This is a genomic window from Faecalibacter sp. (assembly GCF_057177045.1).
The window spans coordinates 1141046-1161291 of record NZ_CM169987.1 but is presented as its reverse complement, the minus strand read 5'-3'; the positions used below and the strand labels follow the sequence as shown (position 1 = coordinate 1161291).

12 protein-coding genes are annotated in these 20246 nt (G+C 36.9%); 9 read left to right on the top strand and 3 right to left on the bottom strand.

All coding sequences use genetic code 11. The annotated features are described in order from the left end of the window. Positions 1-49: 49 nt before the first annotated feature. On the bottom strand, positions 50-817 hold the full coding sequence (locus AC1QSP_RS05205) for a glycerophosphodiester phosphodiesterase (RefSeq protein ID WP_484080095.1): 768 nt from the start codon (positions 815-817) through the stop codon (positions 50-52). A gap of 152 nt (positions 818-969) precedes the next feature. Between AC1QSP_RS05205 and AC1QSP_RS05200 the strand changes: the two genes are divergently transcribed. The 3 genes from AC1QSP_RS05200 (at position 970) to AC1QSP_RS05190 (ending at position 7424) form a co-directional block, all read left to right on the top strand. Then, complete coding sequence (locus AC1QSP_RS05200) at positions 970-2532, top strand: calcineurin-like phosphoesterase C-terminal domain-containing protein (RefSeq protein ID WP_484080094.1); 1563 nt, start codon at positions 970-972, stop codon at positions 2530-2532. Between the two features lie 222 nt (positions 2533-2754). Beyond that, a complete protein-coding gene (locus tag AC1QSP_RS05195; RefSeq protein ID WP_484080093.1) occupies positions 2755-5961 on the top strand; it encodes a SusC/RagA family TonB-linked outer membrane protein in 3207 nt (1068 codons plus the stop codon). A gap of 20 nt (positions 5962-5981) precedes the next feature. Continuing rightward, a complete protein-coding gene (locus tag AC1QSP_RS05190) occupies positions 5982-7424 on the top strand; it encodes a SusD/RagB family nutrient-binding outer membrane lipoprotein (protein WP_484080092.1) in 1443 nt (480 codons plus the stop codon). A 51-nt stretch (positions 7425-7475) separates the two neighbouring features. Here AC1QSP_RS05190 and AC1QSP_RS05185 read toward each other — a convergent pair whose 3' ends face one another. Continuing rightward, positions 7476-7877, bottom strand: coding sequence for a DUF2314 domain-containing protein (locus tag AC1QSP_RS05185; protein ID WP_484080091.1), 402 nt, complete (start codon positions 7875-7877; stop codon positions 7476-7478). A 230-nt stretch (positions 7878-8107) separates the two neighbouring features. Here AC1QSP_RS05185 and AC1QSP_RS05180 point away from each other — a divergent pair, with 230 nt between their 5' ends. Then, a complete protein-coding gene (locus tag AC1QSP_RS05180; protein ID WP_484080090.1) occupies positions 8108-8737 on the top strand; it encodes a murein L,D-transpeptidase catalytic domain-containing protein in 630 nt (209 codons plus the stop codon). Positions 8738-9100: 363 nt separating this feature from the next. Here the strand turns inward: AC1QSP_RS05180 and AC1QSP_RS05175 are convergent, their stop codons facing one another. Continuing rightward, a complete protein-coding gene (locus tag AC1QSP_RS05175; RefSeq protein WP_484080089.1) occupies positions 9101-9559 on the bottom strand; it encodes a MaoC family dehydratase in 459 nt (152 codons plus the stop codon). A 219-nt stretch (positions 9560-9778) separates the two neighbouring features. On the opposite strand from AC1QSP_RS05175, the gene katG reads away from it, so the two are divergent. The 5 genes from katG to AC1QSP_RS05150 all read left to right on the top strand — a co-directional run bounded on the left by katG (position 9779) and on the right by AC1QSP_RS05150 (position 20196). After that, the gene (katG, locus tag AC1QSP_RS05170) at positions 9779-12052 is read left to right on the top strand and encodes a catalase/peroxidase HPI (protein ID WP_484080088.1); all 2274 of its coding nucleotides are present in this window, start codon (positions 9779-9781) and stop codon (positions 12050-12052) included. 656 nt (positions 12053-12708) lie between these two features. Continuing rightward, complete coding sequence (locus AC1QSP_RS05165; protein ID WP_484080087.1) at positions 12709-13704, top strand: helix-turn-helix transcriptional regulator; 996 nt, start codon at positions 12709-12711, stop codon at positions 13702-13704. Beyond that, positions 13701-15329, top strand: coding sequence for an AAA family ATPase (locus AC1QSP_RS05160; RefSeq protein WP_484080086.1), 1629 nt, complete (start codon positions 13701-13703; stop codon positions 15327-15329). The genes AC1QSP_RS05165 and AC1QSP_RS05160 overlap by 4 nt, the downstream gene beginning before the upstream one ends. Beyond that, a complete protein-coding gene (locus tag AC1QSP_RS05155; protein WP_484080085.1) occupies positions 15319-16389 on the top strand; it encodes a hypothetical protein in 1071 nt (356 codons plus the stop codon). The genes AC1QSP_RS05160 and AC1QSP_RS05155 overlap by 11 nt, the downstream gene beginning before the upstream one ends. A gap of 159 nt (positions 16390-16548) precedes the next feature. Further along, complete coding sequence (locus AC1QSP_RS05150) at positions 16549-20196, top strand: AlbA family DNA-binding domain-containing protein (RefSeq protein ID WP_484080084.1); 3648 nt, start codon at positions 16549-16551, stop codon at positions 20194-20196. The last annotated feature ends 50 nt before the right edge of the window (positions 20197-20246 follow it).

Below are 20246 nucleotides of genomic sequence, written 5' to 3'. Positions count from 1 at the left end.
ATCCTTACCATTGATTTGATAAGGATTGTTCTGAGGAGAATGGATACCGTTAATGTTTCATATTCAATTTCGATTGTAACATAAGCGGTTGATCGGTAGAAATGAATTGAATGTTCTGTTGTATCAACTCATCCATGATGTTTTCATCATTAATGGTCCAGCTGTTGGTTATTAATCCTAATGCATGGGCTTCATTGATCCAAGTGGGATGTTTTTGAAATACTTTATAATGATAATCGATCCCATTCCATCCTTTGGCTTGGACTTCTGATGGCGATAAGTCACCATTCAGGTATGAAACAATAACATTTGGTTGTTGTCGTTTCAATTGATCGCAAATATGAGCACTAAATGAAATATACTCGACTTGATGCTCTAAATTGTATGCTTTAACAAGAGCTAAAATCTGTTTAACCGCTTGTTGCTCTCTTGCTTTCTCTTCATGCGATTTAATTTCAAGAATTAATTTCAAATGAGGGAATTTTTTTCCTTCCTCCAGGTAAGCACTTAAGGTTGGTATTTTCTCCCCATTTTTCAACGTATAATTCTGAAACTCTTCATAATTGGATGTTTCAATCCGTTTACCATCAATTTCATGATCATGGAATACGATTAAAACATCATCTTTGGTCAAATGAATATCCAATTCGCTTCCATAAAATTGATGTTGACCTGCTAATCTCAGTGCCATGATGGAGTTTTGGGCACTCCCTTCCGATTTCCAAAAACCGCGGTGCGCAATAATTTGTGTGGATTGTGCTTGTGCCATCATAGAGGATAAAATAATAAAGCTTGAAGTTATGAATTTCTTGAACATGGAACATTTATTTTCTTGGACAAATGTACTTGGAAAATGAGATGAAAAATCGCTCCTCAAGAGATACAACAATTATTTAAACTAGCGTTAACGATAATTTAAAATACCTTTCATTTCCTTTCTACACCTTTGTTCCATCTAAAAAACAACACATGAAAAGACAACTGATTACCTGTACATTTTTATTGTCTGGTTGGTTTCTACATGCCCAAAATGTAGCGAGAGGAATCATTTACGAAGACCATAATCGCAACGGAATATTCGATCAAAATGAAAAGCGATTACCTCACATATTGGTGAGTAATGGAATTGATATCGTACCATCCAACGACCAAGGAGAATATGAAATTCCAGTAACCGATGAAACCATTTTATTTGTTATCAAACCTTCAAATTATCAATTTGCGGTATTAAAAAATCAATTGCCTCAATCGTATTATATCCACAAGCCTAAAGGTTCACCAGCATTAAAATATGGAGGATCTAAACCTACAGGACCTTTACCGAAATCCATAGATTTTGGTTTGGTACCTACTTCAGAAGGAAATGAGTTTTCTGCTTTGGTATTCGGAGACCCACAAGCGTACACGATGGAGGAAGTGGAGTATTTTTCAAAAGGAATTGTACAAGAATTGAAAGGTGTAAAAAACATGCAATTTGGAATTTCTTTGGGCGATTTGGTTGGAGATGATTTGGTGTTGCATCAGCCGTATATCCATGCTGTTAAAGCCATTGGTATTCCTTGGTACAATGTGATGGGGAATCATGATATGGATTATGATGCTTCAGAAGATCGTTATGCTGATGATACATTTGAAAATAATTTTGGACCAGCGAATTATTCTTTTAATGTTGGAAAGGCACATTTTATTGTATTGGATAATATTTTGTATCCTGATCCTCGCGATAACAAAGGATATTGGGGAGGATTTCGAGAAGATCAATTAAAATTTATAGCAAACGATTTAAAATATGTATATAAAGATCAACTCATCGTTTTAGCATTTCATATTCCCTTGCAACACCATCATGAAGATGCATTTAAAAATGAATCCCGTCAACGATTGTTTGATTTATTAAAAGATTTTCCACATACGGTATCCTTGTCAGCACATACACATTTGCAACAGCAATTGTATTATGGGAAAGAAGAAGGATGGCATCAAGAAAAGCCTCATCATGAATACAATGTAGGGACGACTTCGGGTGATTGGTATTCGGGTGAGAAGGATTCGAATGGTGTTCCAGTATCTACGATGCGTGATGGTACACCAAAAGGATATGCGATTTTAAAGGTCAAAGGAAATCGCTATTCGTTTGATTACAAAGTAGCGAATCAACCCCAAGCGTATCAAATGAATATTTATCACACCCAACGTATTCCACAAGGTTCGAAAAGTAAAGCCGTGTTAATGGTTAATTTCTTTATGGGAAGAGCGGGAGATGTTGTCGAATATCAGTTGAATGGAGGAGAATGGAAAAAGATGAATTATTCGCCTGCTGTGGATTACCATTATTTGAAAACCATCATGAATTTTGATGAAGATGCTCTCCAATTTCAAGGTAAACGACCTTCGGATGCTGTGACTTCCACGCATATGTGGTCGGTCCGATTACCTTCTAAAATTAGTGGTAAGCATCATATTCGAGTGCGTGCGACCGATCAATACGGAAATGTCCATTATGGGACCGCCGATTACGAAGTGGTGAAATAATCCCTTTTTTCTTCGTTTGTTTGATGAGTCTTAAGTGTTCTTAAGGCTCATTATTGTTTTAATAACATGAAGAAAACGTTAATTCCTTCAGCCTATTTCTTAGGATTTAACCATTTCTTTAAAAACGCTTAAAATTCGCTTAATCTCCTTCAGGTGTAAGACCAATAGCTTTGTGACAACTTAACAATACACAGACAAAGCAACTTATTAAGTACTCTACGTATGAAAAAAAGACACCTTCCCATGGTTATCGCTTGTAGTTTAATGACCATGTCCACCGTACAAGCTTATACCAATCATTCCATCACTTATGAAACCTTAGACCTAAATGAGCAAGGACCTATAAAAGGTCGAATTACAGACGCTGACGGTTTGGGCGTCGCCGATGCCGAAATAACGATTTTAGGGACGGATTATGTCACCTATACGGATCCGGAAGGATTTTTTGATTTTGGGATTCATGTCCCGGATGCTAAAATTCTCGTGACCTCGTTGGAACATGATGCTGTCGAAATACAAGTACCAGCCAATGGAAGAATAGAGATTCAATTGAAATCTCCGGAAGTTAACCAACTATCAGAAGTAGTGGTTACTGCCTTAGGGATTAAACGAGAGGAACGAAAATTAGGATTTTCTCAACAAACCATTGGATCAGATGAATTGGCGACAGCAGAAGCTCAGAACTGGTCATCCGGTTTAAAAGGAAAAGTAGCGGGTTTACAAATTACATCAGCTTCTTCTGGGCCGATCAACTCACAAGGAATTAAATTAAGAGGAAATAATTCCCTTGATCAGAATAAAAACTATGCTTTAATTGTGATTGATGGTGTGCCGATGAGTACAGAAATGACTTCTTCGGGCAATGATACGGCTTATATGGGGAACGATTCTCCCGTTGATTTTGGAAATGCCTTATCCGAAATTAATCAGAATGACATCGAAAGTGTAACGGTACTGAAAGGACCAGCTGCTGCGGCATTATATGGTTCACGAGCAGCCAATGGGGCATTAATCATTACTACCAAATCTGGGAACAGTAAAAATCGTTTAGGGGTAGAAATCAAATCCACGACTTCCATCGATGTGGTCAATCATTGGCCCGATTACCAATACGAATATGGACAAGGAACAGGGAAGCAATTGGATGCCCATGGAAATCCATATTACTCCTATGGTGCTACAGAAGATGGACCCAATACTTCAAGCACATCTTCTGCATTTGGCCCACGTTTCGACGGCCAACTTTTCTATCAATATGATCCCACACGGGAAGGACGCGGATTAGAACGAACGCCTTGGATTCCTTATAAAAATACACATCGTGGCTTTTGGAATACAGGATTTACACATCATCATTCGGTAACCTTATCGGGAGGCGGACCACAAGGAAGCTTTAGGGCGTCTCTTGGTCATTTGAAAAATACATGGATTATGCCCAATACCGGATACGAGAATTATACGGCATCCTTGAATGGAAATTATAAATTATCGGACCATATTACCGTTTCATCCGTTGTTAATTATACCCGAAAAACATCCGACAATTTACCGAGTACAGGATATAACAATGGATCGATCGCCTATTTTATGATTATGCATTCGCCGAATATCAGTTTGGATTGGTATAAGCCACGATGGAAACAAGGATTTGATGGTGTACAAATGATTCGGCCATTCAGTTCTTATATCGATAATCCCTATGTCATCGCTTATGAGGCTGTGAACCCAATGCGCAGTTCGCAAATTGTAGGTCATGTAAAGGCTGATTTTAAATTATCCAATAAGTTCAATTTTATGTTGAGGGGTGCCTTAAATACCTTTACCCAATTCCGTGAACAAAAACGTCCATTTGATCTGAATCGGTCTCCACAAGGAAGTTACAGACGCCAAGATATTACAAAAATGGAATCCAATATCGATTTCTTATTGAACTATTCGGATCGATTCGGAGATTTTACCCTAGATGCAAATTTCGGGGGGAATCGCTTAAATTATGAATATACGAGCATGACGGCCATTGCAGATCAATTGAGTGCACCTGGGATTTATAAATTGACCAATTCTCTAACGCCTGTGCGATCAGTGACAGGAGATTCGAATAAAAAAGTGAACTCCTTATATGGAATGGTATCTTTCGGATGGAAGAATCAAATTTTCGTTGACATTACCGGTCGTAACGATTGGTCTTCGACGTTGCCGGCAGGGAATAATTCATTCTTTTACCCTTCGGTAACCACCAGTTTTATTTTATCGGATCTCTTGAAGATAAAGGGGCCATTCGATTACATTAAATATCGTGCAGCATTTGCTCAAGTTGGTAATGATACGGATCCATATCGTACGAATAAATATTACGATAATTCAGTTTTTCCATCGTCGAATGAAGTCGCGAATACATTATATAATTTAAATCTAAAACCAGAAATGGTCACATCTTGGGAAACAGGAATTGAATTCCAAATGTTCAAAAAACGTTTAGGATTAGATTTTACGGTGTATCAACAAAATACAGACCATCAAATTCTACGGGTTCCTATTGATCCTACTTCGGGATACAATTACCGTTACATCAATGGAGGAGAAATTCAAAACCGAGGGATAGAAATCGCTGCAAATCTAACACCGATCAAATCTGGTGATTTTAAATGGGACATGAACTGGACCTGGTCTACCAATGAGAATAAAGTGATTTCATTAGCCGATGGAGTAGAAGGAAATCAACAAATCATTGCTACAGCTGGAACTGTTTCGATGATTGCCGTACCTGGACAATCGTCAACCGCATTATATGGGTATACTTTTGTCCGTAACGAACAAGGTCAAATTATATATGATCCCCATACAGGATTGCCCGTTCGACCAACAGAAATTGAATATGTGGGAGATGCAACACCTGATTGGAGAGCGGGATTAACGAATACGTTTCGATATAAACATTTACGTTTCAGTTTGACTTTCGATGGTCAATATGGTGGAATTGTTTATTCTCAATCGTATCATAAGTTGATGGAACAAGGGAAATTGAAAGATTCATTGCCAGGTCGAAAGGATGGATTTATTGTAGGGGATGGCGTCATTCAGCATGCGGATGGTACTTATTCACCAAATACGAAGGAAGTGGATTTAGCCACTTATTATGGGGATTATTATCGTCGTGCGAATGTAGAATCCAATTCCTTTGATGCTTCCTATCTGAAATTAAGAGAAATTAGTTTAACGTATGATTTTCCACAAAAATTAATTCAAAAAACAGGATTATCCCATGTATCATTAACGGCGTTTGGACGAGATTTATGGATCATCAGTGATTTCCCAATGTATGATCCTGAAACTGCTGCACTGAATGGAAATTCATATGTTCCAGGAGTAGAAATGGGGCAAATACCATCGACAGCTACTTATGGTTTAACCCTAAAAGCATCGTTCTAATCTTAATTCACATCACAACAATGAAAAAATATACAATCACATGCATAACTGCAATTTGCATGACCTTAGGCATAACATCTTGTACCGACCAATTTGAAGAAACCAACATCAACCCTAATTTAATTTCAGAAATCACTTCTGGAGCAGTTTTAAATCCAGTTATTTATACGATGCTCAGCAATAATACGGCTAAAAATTATGATATTACGGCCCAATTGATGCAAGTGCATATTCCTTATCCCAGCAATGCATTAGGAGTACATCGTTATGATATTACCCAAGGGACTGGAAACTCAACATGGACCACGACATATACCCAATTGATTAATCTCGAAGAAATGCTAAAGGTGAGTCGTGAAAAAGGAGATGTGAACTATGAGGCCATTGCTTTGACATTAAGGGCGTGGATGATGTCCAATTTAACAGATATGTTTGGGGATGTTCCCTTTTCGGAAGCGGCTCAGGGAGAATCTGGAAATTTTACGCCAAAATTTGATCGTCAAAAAGAGATTTATGCCCAAATTTTTGAGGACTTAGAATATGCCAATCATTTATATCAAAACAGTTTGGGGATGAAATATGGGGCAGATATTTTATTCCATGGCGACCTTACAAAATGGCGAAAATTAACGAATTCCCTTCACCTTCGTTTATTATTGCGGGTGTCCAATCAACCTGATTTTAATTCGTGGGAACAAATGCAGCGTATTTTAAACGATGAAGCAACATATCCTGTGTTTACATCCAATGAAGATGCAGCTGTTTTGCAGGTAACAGGTATAGCACCTAATCTTTCGCCATGGCAACGCGAACAAGATTATCGTGATAATCGCGCATTCGCTTCTTTTTTTGTGGATGGGCTAAATGCTATGAATGATCCTCGCTTGCCTTTCTTTGTGACCCAAGCGAGTTCCAATGATGGTCAATTGTTAGGCTATCAAGGCATTCCAGCGGCTTATGATGGCAATAGTGCTCAATTTAACTTTACACCCTCGCGTCCCAATACCACTTTTGTAGAGGAACCCATGAAAATGGTCTTAATGTCTTATGCTGAAGTGGAGTTTATTAAAGCTGAAATGGCTTTAAAAGGTTACTTTTCAAATGCAGATTTGCATTATACCAATGGAATAAAGGCAGCTATTGCTTTGTGGACTGGAACTGAACCTACAGAAGATTATCTGTTGCAAGAAAGTGTAGCATTCAATGGGACCTTGGAACAACTGATGACTCAGAAATATTATGCCTTATTTTTTACGGATTTTCAGCAATGGTACGAATACCGACGAACAGGATATCCTGTATTGCCTAAAACAAGCACGATGTTGAATCAGCAGCAAGTTCCCAACCGTTTGCTGTATCCTACTTCTGCCCAAAATTTAAATCCGATCCATTATCAACAAGCTGTGGAAGCGATGGGAGGCGATCGTATTGATGTAAAGGTATGGTGGGAATCCATTCCTTAATTATTTTAGAAATCAGGTATAAAGAAAGACTTTCAAAAGGAGAGTCTTTTTTTATGGAATAGAGTCCCATTTTAATTGCGTTTCAGCATCAAATATTTTTTGTTCTTCTTCTGAAAGGCGTTGACGCATTAATTTCAATGTATATCCTCCTGCTAATAAGTATTGGTTTTCAATCACCATCCAATCGGTAATAAGATCGATCGGGATTTCAATGAGGTCATGCTGTTGAACTTCTGTTATATAGAGAGGTTGATTGTCGACTCGACCTGACAATTGACCGTTTTCTTTAACAACATCCGTAATCCAAAGATGTTCTTTTCCGCCCGGATATAGAATCCCAATTTTAACTGCAAATATTCTGTTTTGTGGGGATTCTATGTAGTTTTCAAAGATGGAAAATTGAACTTTTGCTTGGGCTATGGCATCATTCATTTCTGTATCATCATAGTCCATCCATGTCACATTTCGAGAATTCTGATTCTCCTCCGAAACTGATTTGAAAGGGGGGCTCGGTTGGCATGCCAAAAGGCAATACCACAAACTGATACTAAAAAGGGGTGTTAATGTGGTGGTTTTCATGCGTGCATGGCATTAGTCCCATAAAAATAGAATGATTTTGGGAATCCATGCCATTAAATCTATTTAAATTAAACAATAAAGGATAAAGTTATTAAATTTAATCCATGAACAAAAAACGAATGTTACGATTAATCATAGGTTGTTTATTTCTCCTATGGTCTTGCCAAGAAAATAAAATGTCCGATGGGGAAGAACAACAATCCCCTCTACCGTTAATAACGGAAAAGGCCCAAGAAGCTTATCGCTTTGTTCAAGCCCAAGGGATGAATACCGATTTTTGTATATTGATTGACTTCAGTCTACATTCGGGACGTAAGCGTTTTTTTGTATGGGATTTTCAACAAAATCAAGTCGTGGAATCTTTCCTCGTAAGTCATGGTGCGGGATCTCACCCTTGGAGTGGAACAGCTTCTAAGGAAAGTCCTTCCTTTAGTAACGAAGATGGTAGTCATTTGTCTTCTCTAGGGAAATATGCGATTGGAGAGCGGGGATGGAGCAACTGGGGAATTCATGTGAAATATTTGTTGCATGGATTAGAAGAACAGAATTCCAATGCCTTAAAACGAGTAATTGTGCTGCATTCTTGGGAAAGGGTTTCGGATAATGAAGTCTATCCCACAGGTACACCGGAAGGATGGGGATGTCCCGCAGTTTCCAATCAAGCAATGGAGACGTTAGATGGTTATTTAAAAAATGTAAATCAACCCGTTTTATTATGGGTTTATACGAATTAAAGTAGATTAAAAATGATTTTAAACGCTTATAATTAATTAGTTGAAATTATATTACGCCTAGAAGAATAAATTTTAATTGTTTTATTAACTGAAATATGGGTTTTATAAATCGTCCTCTAAAATCAGTACAAATTGTCGTTTATTTGTATCATATTAATAAGCCTAACCAACTTAAACTTTATATAGCACATTTGATTTATTAGTGTATTTGAAATTCAAGTGTTATTTTTACAAACGTAGAGCGAGTTCAATGCCCCAATAATTGAATTCGCTTTTTTAAATTTTCTTATATTGTGTATTTAAAAAAGGACGATGAATTCCTCATCGTCCTTTTTTTGTATATTTTGAGTTGTTCTGTTTTTGTTAGGCAAAGTGGTACAAGAAAACCACATCTCCTGTATAGGCCGATTTCTTTTCTCCTTTGATTTCTAAATCAGCAGAAATAACCACTTTGATAATTCCTCTAAGATTCGAAATGGATTTTAATTTAGCATTTAAACGCACTTCATTATCGACTAAAACTGGTTGACCAAATTTGATATTTTCAATCCCATAATTAATTTCCATTTTTACATTATGAACCTCAGCAATTTGTTTCCATAAATAAGGGATTAATGACAATGTTAAATAACCGTGTGCAATCGTTGATTTAAACGGTCCTTCGTTTTGTGCTTTTTCCTCATTCACATGAATCCATTGGTGATCCAATGTCGCTTCAGCAAATTTATTGATTTGATCTTGATCAATTTTGTGCCAATCTGAAACTCCAATCGGTTTACCTTCAAATGCTTTGTATTCCTCGAAATTGTTTATGATAACCATTATTCTTAACTTTTAGTTGAGTTTGTCGACCAAAAGTAATGATATATATCTAATATCGGAAAAAAAATAAGGGTCAACCATAATTTATAACATTTTTTCACACTGATGTTAAAAGTTCATCAAAATTTCTAATTCGTCAATAGAGGAAAAGAATTTTTAAAATCAATGATTTCATCCTATCTTTAAATCATTCATAAATCAATACATAAACAATTCAATATGGAAAATCACGGAGGAGACATCTCTAAATGCCCATTTCATAATGGGAGCATGCAACAAGGACAACCGAACAGTGCAGCTGGACGTGGAACACAGAATAAAGATTGGTGGCCTAACCAATTGAACTTAAATATTCTAAAACAACATGATACAAAAACCAATCCAATGGGAGCGGATTTTGATTATGCAGAAGAATTTAAAACACTCGATTTAGAAGCTTTAAAAGCAGACTTACATGCGTTAATGACGGATTCTCAGGATTGGTGGCCGGCTGATTTCGGACACTATGGACCATTATTTATTCGTATGGCTTGGCACTCTGCAGGAACATACCGTGTACAAGATGGTCGTGGTGGTGCTGGAGAAGGACAACAGCGCTTTGCACCATTAAATTCATGGCCAGATAATGTGTCATTGGATAAAGCGCGTCGTTTGTTATGGCCGATCAAACAAAAATACGGACGTAAAATTTCGTGGGCAGATTTAATGATCTTAACAGGAAATGTCGCATTAGAATCTATGGGATTCAAAACTTTAGGATTTGCTGGAGGACGTGCTGATGTTTGGGAACCAAATCAAGATGTGTATTGGGGTTCTGAAAAAACATGGTTAGCAGGTGACGTACGTTACGGAAGTGGTGGATCATCGGGAGTGGAAGGTGATGATGCAATCATTGCGGAAGATAGCAACAGTGAAAAACACCGTACACGTGATTTGGATAATCCATTGGCAGCGGTACAAATGGGATTAATCTATGTGAATCCAGAAGGACCAGATGGAAATCCTGATCCAATTGCTTCAGCTAAGGATATCCGTGATACGTTTGGACGTATGGCCATGAATGATGAAGAAACATTGGCATTAATCGCTGGTGGACATACCTTCGGGAAAACGCATGGTGCAGGACCCGCAGATCATGTAGGAGAGGATCCAGAAGCAGCAGGATTAGAAGCTCAAGGGTTAGGATGGCACAATACCTTTGGTACGGGTAAAGGGGGAGATACCATTACATCAGGTTTAGAAGTAACTTGGACATCGAAACCAACGGAATGGTCGAACTTATTCTTATCGTACTTATTTGGATTCGAGTGGGAATTAACTCAATCACCTGCTGGCGCTCACCAATGGGTAGCGAAAGATGTGGGAGAAATTATTCCTCATGCACACGATCCAAATAAAAAATTACGTCCAACCATGTTAACGTCGGATTTAGCTTTACGTTTTGATCCAGAATATGAAAAAATTGGGCGTCGTTTCTTGGAAAATCCAGCTGAATTTGAAGATGCTTTCCGTAAAGCTTGGTTCAAATTAACACACCGTGATATGGGACCACGTAGCCGTTACTTAGGACCAGACGTACCACAAGAAGAATTTGTATGGCAAGATCCGATTCCAGCAGTGGATTATGAATTAATCAATGAAGATGATATCGCAACCTTAAAACAACAAATTTTAGGCTTAGGTTTATCGGTTTCTGAATTGGTGGGTACTGCATGGGCTTCTGCTTCAACGTTCCGTGGTTCAGATAAGCGTGGAGGAGCGAATGGGGCGCGTATCCGTTTAGAACCAATGAAAAACTGGGAAGTGAATAATCCAGTTCAATTGGCTAAAGTTTTAAAGGCTTACGAAGGCTTACAAGCCTCTTTTGGTAAAAAAGTTTCTATTGCAGATTTAATTGTTTTAGGAGGTGCAGCAGGGATCGAGAAAGCTGCTAAAGATGCTGGTTATGATATGACAGTTCCATTTACACCTGGTCGTGCAGACGCTTCGCAAGATCAAACGGATATTGAATCAATCCAATGGTTAGAGCCGGTAGCAGATGGTTTCAGAAACTATCGTAAATACACTAATATGGCTGTTTCAACAGAGGAATTATTAATTGATAAAGCGCAATTATTAACATTAAATGTACCAGAATTAGTGGTATTATTTGGTGGTTTACGTGCGATTAATATCAATTACAATGGATCAAACCATGGAATTTTCACGGATCGTCCAGGACAATTAACCAATGATTTCTTTGTGAATTTATTGGATATGTCGACTGAATGGAAAGCCATGGATCATTCGAAAGAAACATATTTAGGATCTTGTCGTAAAACAGGAGCGGCGAAATACACAGGGACTCGCAACGACTTAGTTTTCGGATCGAACTCTGAATTACGTTCTATTGCGGAAGTGTATGCTTCTGCAGATGCCAACGAAAAATTTGTCAATGATTTCGTTAAAGCATGGAACAAAGTTATGAATGCCGATCGATTTGATTTAAAATAATTACATCGCATATAAATAAAAAAAGGAGCTTGTATAAGCTCCTTTTTTTATGGAGTTTCCCTTCACTTAAGAACGGTTATCATCAGTTCAAATTAGAATGAGTTTAGATTTGAATAAATATTTAAAAATATTATTACAAAAAGTATTATTGTTTTTTTAACATTTAATATCTTTAAGAGGTATATGTGGATTCACACGTATATAACACCAATTTACTTACATGAGAGCTGCGAACATTCAGTTGTTGGCGGCTCTTTTTGCTTTAGGTTTAAGACTTAAGGGAATTAGGAATGATGAATTAGGAATTAGGAATTAAGGAATTAGGAATTAGGAATGATGAATGATGAATGATGAATGATGAATTGTAAAATGTAAAAAGAATTACGAAATACGAATTACGAATTACGAATTACGATTTTTGCCATACGCCATACGCCATACGCCATACGCCATACGCCATACGCCATACGCCATACGCCTAACGTTTGAGATGGAAAGTGAAAAGTGAAAAAAGAAAAGTGAATAGTGAAAAACGAAAAATTTACTTTTGTTCTAACTTCTAACTTCTAACTTCTAACTTCTAACTTCTAGAAATTTTTAATCTATTTCGGGAGGGAGGGATAAAATAATTACCTTTACGGTATATATGAATAGAGATGGCGAATAATAAAAATTCATTTCAACGCTTAAAATTGTTGGATAATTTATTTCAGAAAAAGAGTGAAAATAACCACGTCGAAGGTATTTTGAGTTATCTTGAAAGTTGTGATATCCATGTGAGTCGACGTACAATTTATGATGATATCAAATTTTTAAAGTCAGAGAATGGATATGCTGCACCGTTGGTGAAAGAAAAAGTAACATTTGGACGTGAAATGATCTATTTTTATAAAGATCCTACGTTTTCCATTGTTCATTCGCCCATTGATCAACAACAGAAAAAAGCGGTTTATGAAGCCATTGAATACTTGGAGCAATTTAAACAAGTAAAGGGATTTGAGACTATGGGTTCCATTGTAACAGAATTACGTTCGAGTTTGGATATGAATGCCAATAAAAAGAAAATTATATCGTTTTCTGAAGTGAAAGATTTGAAAGGAATTGAATTTTTACAACCTTTATTTCAACATATTACTGATGAGAATGTATTAACGATAGAATATCAAACGTTTTATTCGGATGAAGTCCACTGCTTGACGATTTCTCCTTATCATTTAAAACAATACAATAACCGTTGGTTTTTATTTGGATGGAATCATGCTATCTCCAAATTACAGAACCTTCCTTTGGATCGTATTCACTCCATTATCCGTGATTCATCTTCTCGTTATATTCCGACGGAACTTGATTTTACAACGTATTTCAATACCATTATTGGAGTAACATTACCCGATACGCCGATCGAAAAAATTCGACTTCAATTTACACCCCAACGATTGCCTTATGTTAAGACGAAACCCCTTCATATGACGCAGAATGTGCATCAAAATGTGGTTCAAATTACCTTGCGTATTAATCGTGAGTTGATCAGTTTGCTTCAAAGTTTTGGATCAGATGTGGTGGTGCTTGAACCTCAACATTTGGCGGAAACGCTAAAAACATCTTCCACTGATCTTATGGAAAAATACAATGCATTTAACGTGGTGGAATGAGAGTCTCAAATTTTAGAAAGTACAAAAATTCGCCATGGATTGATTTAAAAGCCATTAATTGTTTTGTCGGAACGAATGGTTCGGGGAAATCGACGATGGTAAAAGCCTATTTGTTGTTATATGCTTATTTAAAAGCGAATAAATTATTTGAAATTGATTTTTCCCATGAATTGTTTCAATCTTTATATGTGCAATCGTTTGAAGATTTGTGCTGTAAACAGGATGCTGGGAATGAACTGGTCAAAATTGAATTGGATATCCATGAGGTCGAATATGAATTGCACTTAACCGCGCATCCATTGCCTGGTTTTGCCAAAGTCGCCTACTTAAAAATCGATAATCCGCACGAACAAGTGAAGTATGAATTTTTTCAAAACGATGAACTTGCTCAAAAAACAGGGTATGATAAGCAAATAAAAATTACCTTTTGGTCGAATGATGCTTATGAAGATGAGGTGATGGAGGATCTTGAACATCGGTTGAACCAAAAGACGAAATCTCCAAAGGCTCAGTTGAAAAAATTACTACGTTTTTTTAATTCAAGAAATGCAGAAGATTCAGTCGAAAGGAATTTTGAACGATTATCAGAAGAAATGCCAATGATGTCGATCCATAAAAATGCATCATTTTTGGACAACGCTTTTTTCAATGATCAACCGTTGCATGAATATGTGTACGATTCTAATCATCGTGGAATTGCCCATCGATTTGATAACGAGATTATTGGGAGTTTCAAGTATTTTATGAATTATTTTGCTTACACCAACAAATGGAATTCGGATTATACGTTCGAATATCAGTTTAATAGTTATTTGGAAAATCAAATGGAGGTGAATCAGGATGCCGTAATTGCTCATTATCGTATGAATCATTATTTTCATGGGTTAGGGCTGGCACAGACGTTGGTTGATTTATCGTTGCATTATTTGCCCTTAAATTTCAGAAAGTATAGTCGATTGCTAAAGATTAGTGATCGTGGAGATGATTTGGCCCAGCTTGTTCATCGCTATGCATCTACGGAAAGCGATACGACAGCAGCAGCCCATGCATTCATTACCCAATGGATGGGACCCTCTCGTTTTGGCATTGGGGATGGGTTTAGTATTGAATTGGTGTATCATGATTCATACTTGGTTCGTATAGGAAATGAGGGATTATCCCTTCATGAGCTTGGTTCAGGACAAATCCAATTGATGAAAATATTATTCCAAATGGGGCTAATCATCAAACAAAATAAGGGGGGAGCCACTCTACTTTTGGAAGAACCTGAATTAAATTTGCATCCTTCGCTTCAATCCAAATTAGCGGATTTATTTGTGGATACGTACCATACTTTACAGCGAATCACTAATCGTCCCGATACTTTTTCATTTCAATTGATTTTAGAAACGCATTCCGAGTATATCATTCGACGTATCCAAGTGTTGATTGCGACAGAAGAGGTAAATTCATCTTTATTTTCGATTTATTATTTTCCACAACCATCAGATCAATCGCCTTATGCCATCCAAATGAATGAAATGGGAGTGATGAACAAAAATTTCGGGAAGGGGTTCTTTGATGAAGCCTCTCATCACACCTTAGCTTTAATTAAACGACAATTGAACAATTCCAATGAAGCATAAGATTAAACTTTCGAAACCTATTTTTGAAACTTTGGTAAAGCAATCTACTGCTATGGATGGTTGGATGGAGATGATTCAAAATACCCAACTGGTGGAGGTGGAATTAGACGAACCATTGGCGGAAATTAAGGAAGATCTCCTAAATGTAGACAGCGCCTTGTTTCAATATACGATGGCGAATGGTGGAAAGTTACCCCATACAAAAGATGCTGTTGTGAATCAATTGGAAACCACAACGGTGTATCCTTATACTACGATTTTATTGCCCGGAGAAGAATTATCGCCCATTTCTTCCACAGGAACATTAGGTGTGGCCAGCGAAGAATTGCCGATGAATCCGTATAAGATTCGAAAGTATTTCAAGAAATTCATCAAAAATGAAGAAGTTATTGTCAAATCATCCAAAGGTTGGGAAGCCTTATTGCGTAATCGTATATCCACGATTAATTCAGCGTTAATGATCGATCCCTATCTTTTTCATTTGGATAAACAAGTGGAATCTACAACAGATCAAACGTTAGATGCGCTTGTAGAAAATAACCTTAAGGAATTATTTGATCAACTTCTCCCGAGAACATGTGCAGTTCCTTTTCACCTTTTAATCGCCACCAAACGAGGCGTATTGGATGCTGAATATCATCTGTATTATTCGGCAAACTATTATAAAACCATTTTTGAACGTTTGGTCGATGTTATTTCTTCCTTACGGGATTATCCCATTGAAATTGAGTTGATGGTTCCAAACTATTTGAATCATTCGCGTAAATTAATTACGAATTATTATACCATTACGTGTGATAAGGGATTTAAATTATTTGATGGACATCGGGCCATTGCTTCCAATGATTTTCGCATGGAACCCCATTTTTTAACGACGGATGAAGAGTATGGTGATATACAATTTATGGAAGTGATAAAAATTATGGAAGAATTTTCGGGCTATTACAAACATATGAAACAAAATTTGGAGGCCTTTGGTTGGAAAAACAATGAACGTTATTTGTATTTTTCAACCCAATCTTCTCCACATATACCTTTTAATCGATTGGTGGTACGATAAAATAATTAGGGATGGAAGGCCCTATTTCCGTTGGATGTAGAAGATGTTAGGGATATTTTCTTTCCAAGAAGGATTTACTGTTTTACAGTTATTTTATTCCTCTGCAAAAATATTGCACACTTGAACCATATGTTTGTATTCCACTTTAAAACAAATCATATGAATCAGCATCATTTACATCAAACGTACATTGTCCTATCGCATCATGAAAATTATTCGATGATCGAACATCGTTCTCAGCATACGAAACACCGTTGTTTTGTCCTGCCAGTTGCCGAAAATGAAGAAATTATCTTGTATCATCAAGGGATGCGTTGGGATGGTGAGCCCCAATTTCAAATCAGTATATTAAATTATTACCAGGCCAACCATACCTATACGTTTGAGTTGGTGCGTGAGCAGGAAAAAGCACTTGTGATCACGTCCAATCATCATTTGATGTTAGGTGCACCTTTAGCCATTAAAGAAGATCCTTTTCAAACGGAATTTACACTAAAAGTAAATGATTTGGACTTGGATCAAAATCGATTATTGTTCGCTATGGATCATTTGGTGAAGGCCATTGACTATTCTGTTTTTGAAAAAGAGCACATTTATCATTTGCCTGTGCATTCTGTTTTTACGAAAAAAAATGGAAATCACTATCTTTTGGTTCGTTATCAGAATCAAGATTTTGAAGTTGCACTTCCAGAAGGTTTTCCAGCGGTAGCAGTAGGTACAGAAGTTCCAGTCGTATATAAGACTAAAAAGGGAAAATCATATTTGAATTTAATCAAATCCTATATTATTCAGCACAGTTACGAAGTCAAAAAGGCCTATCCTTTTTTATTGATGGAAAAGAAAGTGGATGAAAATTCAGGACTTATGCGTTGGGTTTTGAAAGATCACTATGGCTTTATTCATTTCTATCAACCGGATTGTGATGTTCATTTTCCGATTGCCTTCGATCAAACGAAGATTGGAGATACCGTGGAATTATATGTGATTCGCATGATAAATGAAGGTTATTTGGAGTTGCGTTCTCAGTTGACGGATTGGTCTGAAAAATCATATGATGTGAAGGATGTATTTGCAAGTATTGGAATGCCAGAAGCGGTGATGTCCCACTTTTACCATCAAGAAAACCAAATTCAAGACTATTTGGCCAACCAACGCCTTGAATTCAATTATTTAGAACAACACGAATTAAAGGAAAATATTTGGGTGTTTTCTTTTATCAATTATTTGGATTTAGAAATTCATCGCATGCTTTCGAAAGAAGAAATTGAGGAAGCTCAAACACGAATTCAGCTCCTTATCCGTTTAGAAGAGTGGGTATTGGGAGGATCAGATTATTTAACCGTATTTTCTCCATTTAAGCAGCAAAATATTATCTCGAAAGCTGAACGTAAATTAGAACAAGTGCGTGGAATGCAAGAAGCCATCGCCCTTTTTATCGCTGGAGAGGCGATCCCTTATTTGGAAAAAATTCATTCCCAATTGGGGCTTAGTGGATATTTGTCTGTAAGACAAGTCCATCAATTGAAATCGATGTTGCAATGTTCAAGTTATGGATATTTTTCGATGAACAATGAAATGATTTTAACGTGCATCGAAATTGGTTTCAAGAAGAAATTATTTTCCGAAAGTGATTTATGGTCGATACAATTATCATTAGGAAAAATTTTAAAAGAATTTTCAAGTCTTTTAAAAGACAGCATGGATGAGGATCATCATTGGAAAGGCAATGCGTCCATCCAAACGGCTATTCATGCCGCCTATGTTTTATTAAAGATTTCCTATCCGACGCTAACGGTGAATGCGCGTGTGCATCAAAGTGTACGGTTGTTGCGTTTTTTCCATTTGTATCACGATGAGAAAGTTTATTTGGATTGTGCAATGGACATGTTGATTCGCCAATGTTATTTGGTCCCGGATAATCATTCGTCTGTGTTTGATTTGACGGTGGATGATATTCGTTTGTCGTTATCGGAACCGATGCATGCTTCCTACCAGTGGTCTAATGCAGGGAAAGTATATGCAGCGGATCAGCAGTTGTATGTTGTACCCAAAAATTTAATGCACCGAAATTTCCATCAGGTTGAAAATTCCTTAATCAATTATCATGGGTTACATGTGGTATCATATCCAGAAATTGCACCCATCAATCTCTCTGCCGATACCACAGATTTGATCCATCAAGTTTTAGATATCATTTATTATAAGCATAATGAACCTGTTCAGCAGGATACTCCTTTCCATGATATACCTCGTGATTTGTTTTATGAGGGGAAAGTTAAATCAAACTTTGCCAATAGTCATTGTTTTTTACGGGTAGAGGAGGAAGAGGTTCGATTTGAATCTTTGCTACACTATAGTGTGCTGCATGGTTCTCGTGTTTTTGAACGGGTGAATGATTATCTTCAACCTTCAGATGTTATTCGTTTTAAGATTGATCATATTAAAGGCCAAAAAGTTCATATCACTCCAGAGCCATTATTGAATGCGTTTGCAGAAAAAGTTCTGGTTCAACCGATCAAAACCACAGCGGTATTGGTACGTCAATATGAGAACCGTTTGTTTTTTGTTACAAAAGAAGGTTATCCGGTTGTTCATTTTACGAATACGCCTCATGCATTTACTGTTCAAAGTTATTATGAAATGACGTTGATTAAGTACAATGCTCCGTATCATTTTTTTGAAGTTTCAGCAGAATCGATCCATCAAATTGGGGAAGATTTAGCGATTGATGCTCGTTCGGCTTATCGCTCGTATTTAATGGCTGCTGATGTGTTGGTTGAAGAGGGGGTATCAACAGAAGAGGAATTGGAGAGGCCAATGGATCAACGTATTCATACAACTTGTTTCACCCTATTTCATGTGATGCAAGCCCGTTTGCGTTATTTGGACGATGTCCATGAATTGATTGTGAATTATTTTTTATTGGCGACTATTACAAGCTATTTAAAAATTGGGAAATCTTTTGAATTTGTGGGGAAATTAGAAGCTTTAAAAGCTTCTTTCCAGCATGATGTTCAGCCATCAACTTTGGACAAAAATGAGGAGTTGACGGCCCATGAACTTTTATCCTATTTGGATTCAGAAGTTACTCAATTGCCGGGGCAACATGCACCAGACTCCCCCTTATTTGCTTTGAAAAAATTAATAGAAGCTCATAATTTGATTCAGAAGCTAGATCCTGCACATCCTCACGAGGGCTATTTAAAACAGTTGATACAAGAACAAATGCTTCAATTCGATGGGGATGATTTGGCGTTGAATTTACGATTAAAAGAACGTCAATCTGTAATGAAAATAGCTCCTGTTACCAATCTGGGAATGGAAAGTAAATCCCAAGAATTTAAATCATCGTTTTATTACTCGGCTTCGGAGGAGAAGCAAGCGGATGTGATTATGCGTACGATTAATGGATTCTTAAATTCGTATGAAGGAGGTCAATTATATATAGGGGTGAATGATAAAGGCGATATTATCGGATTGGAAAAAGACTTTCAATTTCATGGTATTCGTCGTTCAAAAGATCAATATTTAAGCGATATTTTACGATCAATAGATTATACTTTTCCCAAAATGATCAGTACGTTGTATTTGGATTTTAAATTCCACCAGGTAAACCAACGGGAGTATTTGGAAATTTCAATCAAACCTTTTGATCAACCCATACCTCTTCAGAAAAAATTCTATCAAAGACAGGGCAATCGTACGGTTCTTTTAGAAGGAAGTGATTTATTGGACTTTTTCCACTATAAATCTTCAGGGACTGTTCCTATGAAGTCTACCGGAACTTTGGGGATGATGTCGTTGTAAAATGTAAAAAGAATTACGAATTACGAATTACGAATTACGAATTTTGCTTA

Coding starts and splice junctions, on each gene's coding strand:
- AC1QSP_RS05185 (WP_484080091.1), bottom strand. CDS start 7,877: ATGGACTATGATGATACAGAAATGAATGATGCCATAGCCCAAGCAAAA.
- AC1QSP_RS05195 (WP_484080093.1), top strand. CDS start 2,755: ATGAAAAAAAGACACCTTCCCATGGTTATCGCTTGTAGTTTAATGACC.
- AC1QSP_RS05160 (WP_484080086.1), top strand. CDS start 13,701: ATGAGAGTCTCAAATTTTAGAAAGTACAAAAATTCGCCATGGATTGAT.
- AC1QSP_RS05205 (WP_484080095.1), bottom strand. CDS start 817: ATGTTCAAGAAATTCATAACTTCAAGCTTTATTATTTTATCCTCTATG.
- AC1QSP_RS05150 (WP_484080084.1), top strand. CDS start 16,549: ATGAATCAGCATCATTTACATCAAACGTACATTGTCCTATCGCATCAT.
- AC1QSP_RS05190 (WP_484080092.1), top strand. CDS start 5,982: ATGAAAAAATATACAATCACATGCATAACTGCAATTTGCATGACCTTA.
- AC1QSP_RS05155 (WP_484080085.1), top strand. CDS start 15,319: ATGAAGCATAAGATTAAACTTTCGAAACCTATTTTTGAAACTTTGGTA.
- AC1QSP_RS05165 (WP_484080087.1), top strand. CDS start 12,709: ATGGCGAATAATAAAAATTCATTTCAACGCTTAAAATTGTTGGATAAT.
- katG (WP_484080088.1), top strand. CDS start 9,779: ATGGAAAATCACGGAGGAGACATCTCTAAATGCCCATTTCATAATGGG.
- AC1QSP_RS05175 (WP_484080089.1), bottom strand. CDS start 9,559: ATGGTTATCATAAACAATTTCGAGGAATACAAAGCATTTGAAGGTAAA.
- AC1QSP_RS05200 (WP_484080094.1), top strand. CDS start 970: ATGAAAAGACAACTGATTACCTGTACATTTTTATTGTCTGGTTGGTTT.
- AC1QSP_RS05180 (WP_484080090.1), top strand. CDS start 8,108: ATGAACAAAAAACGAATGTTACGATTAATCATAGGTTGTTTATTTCTC.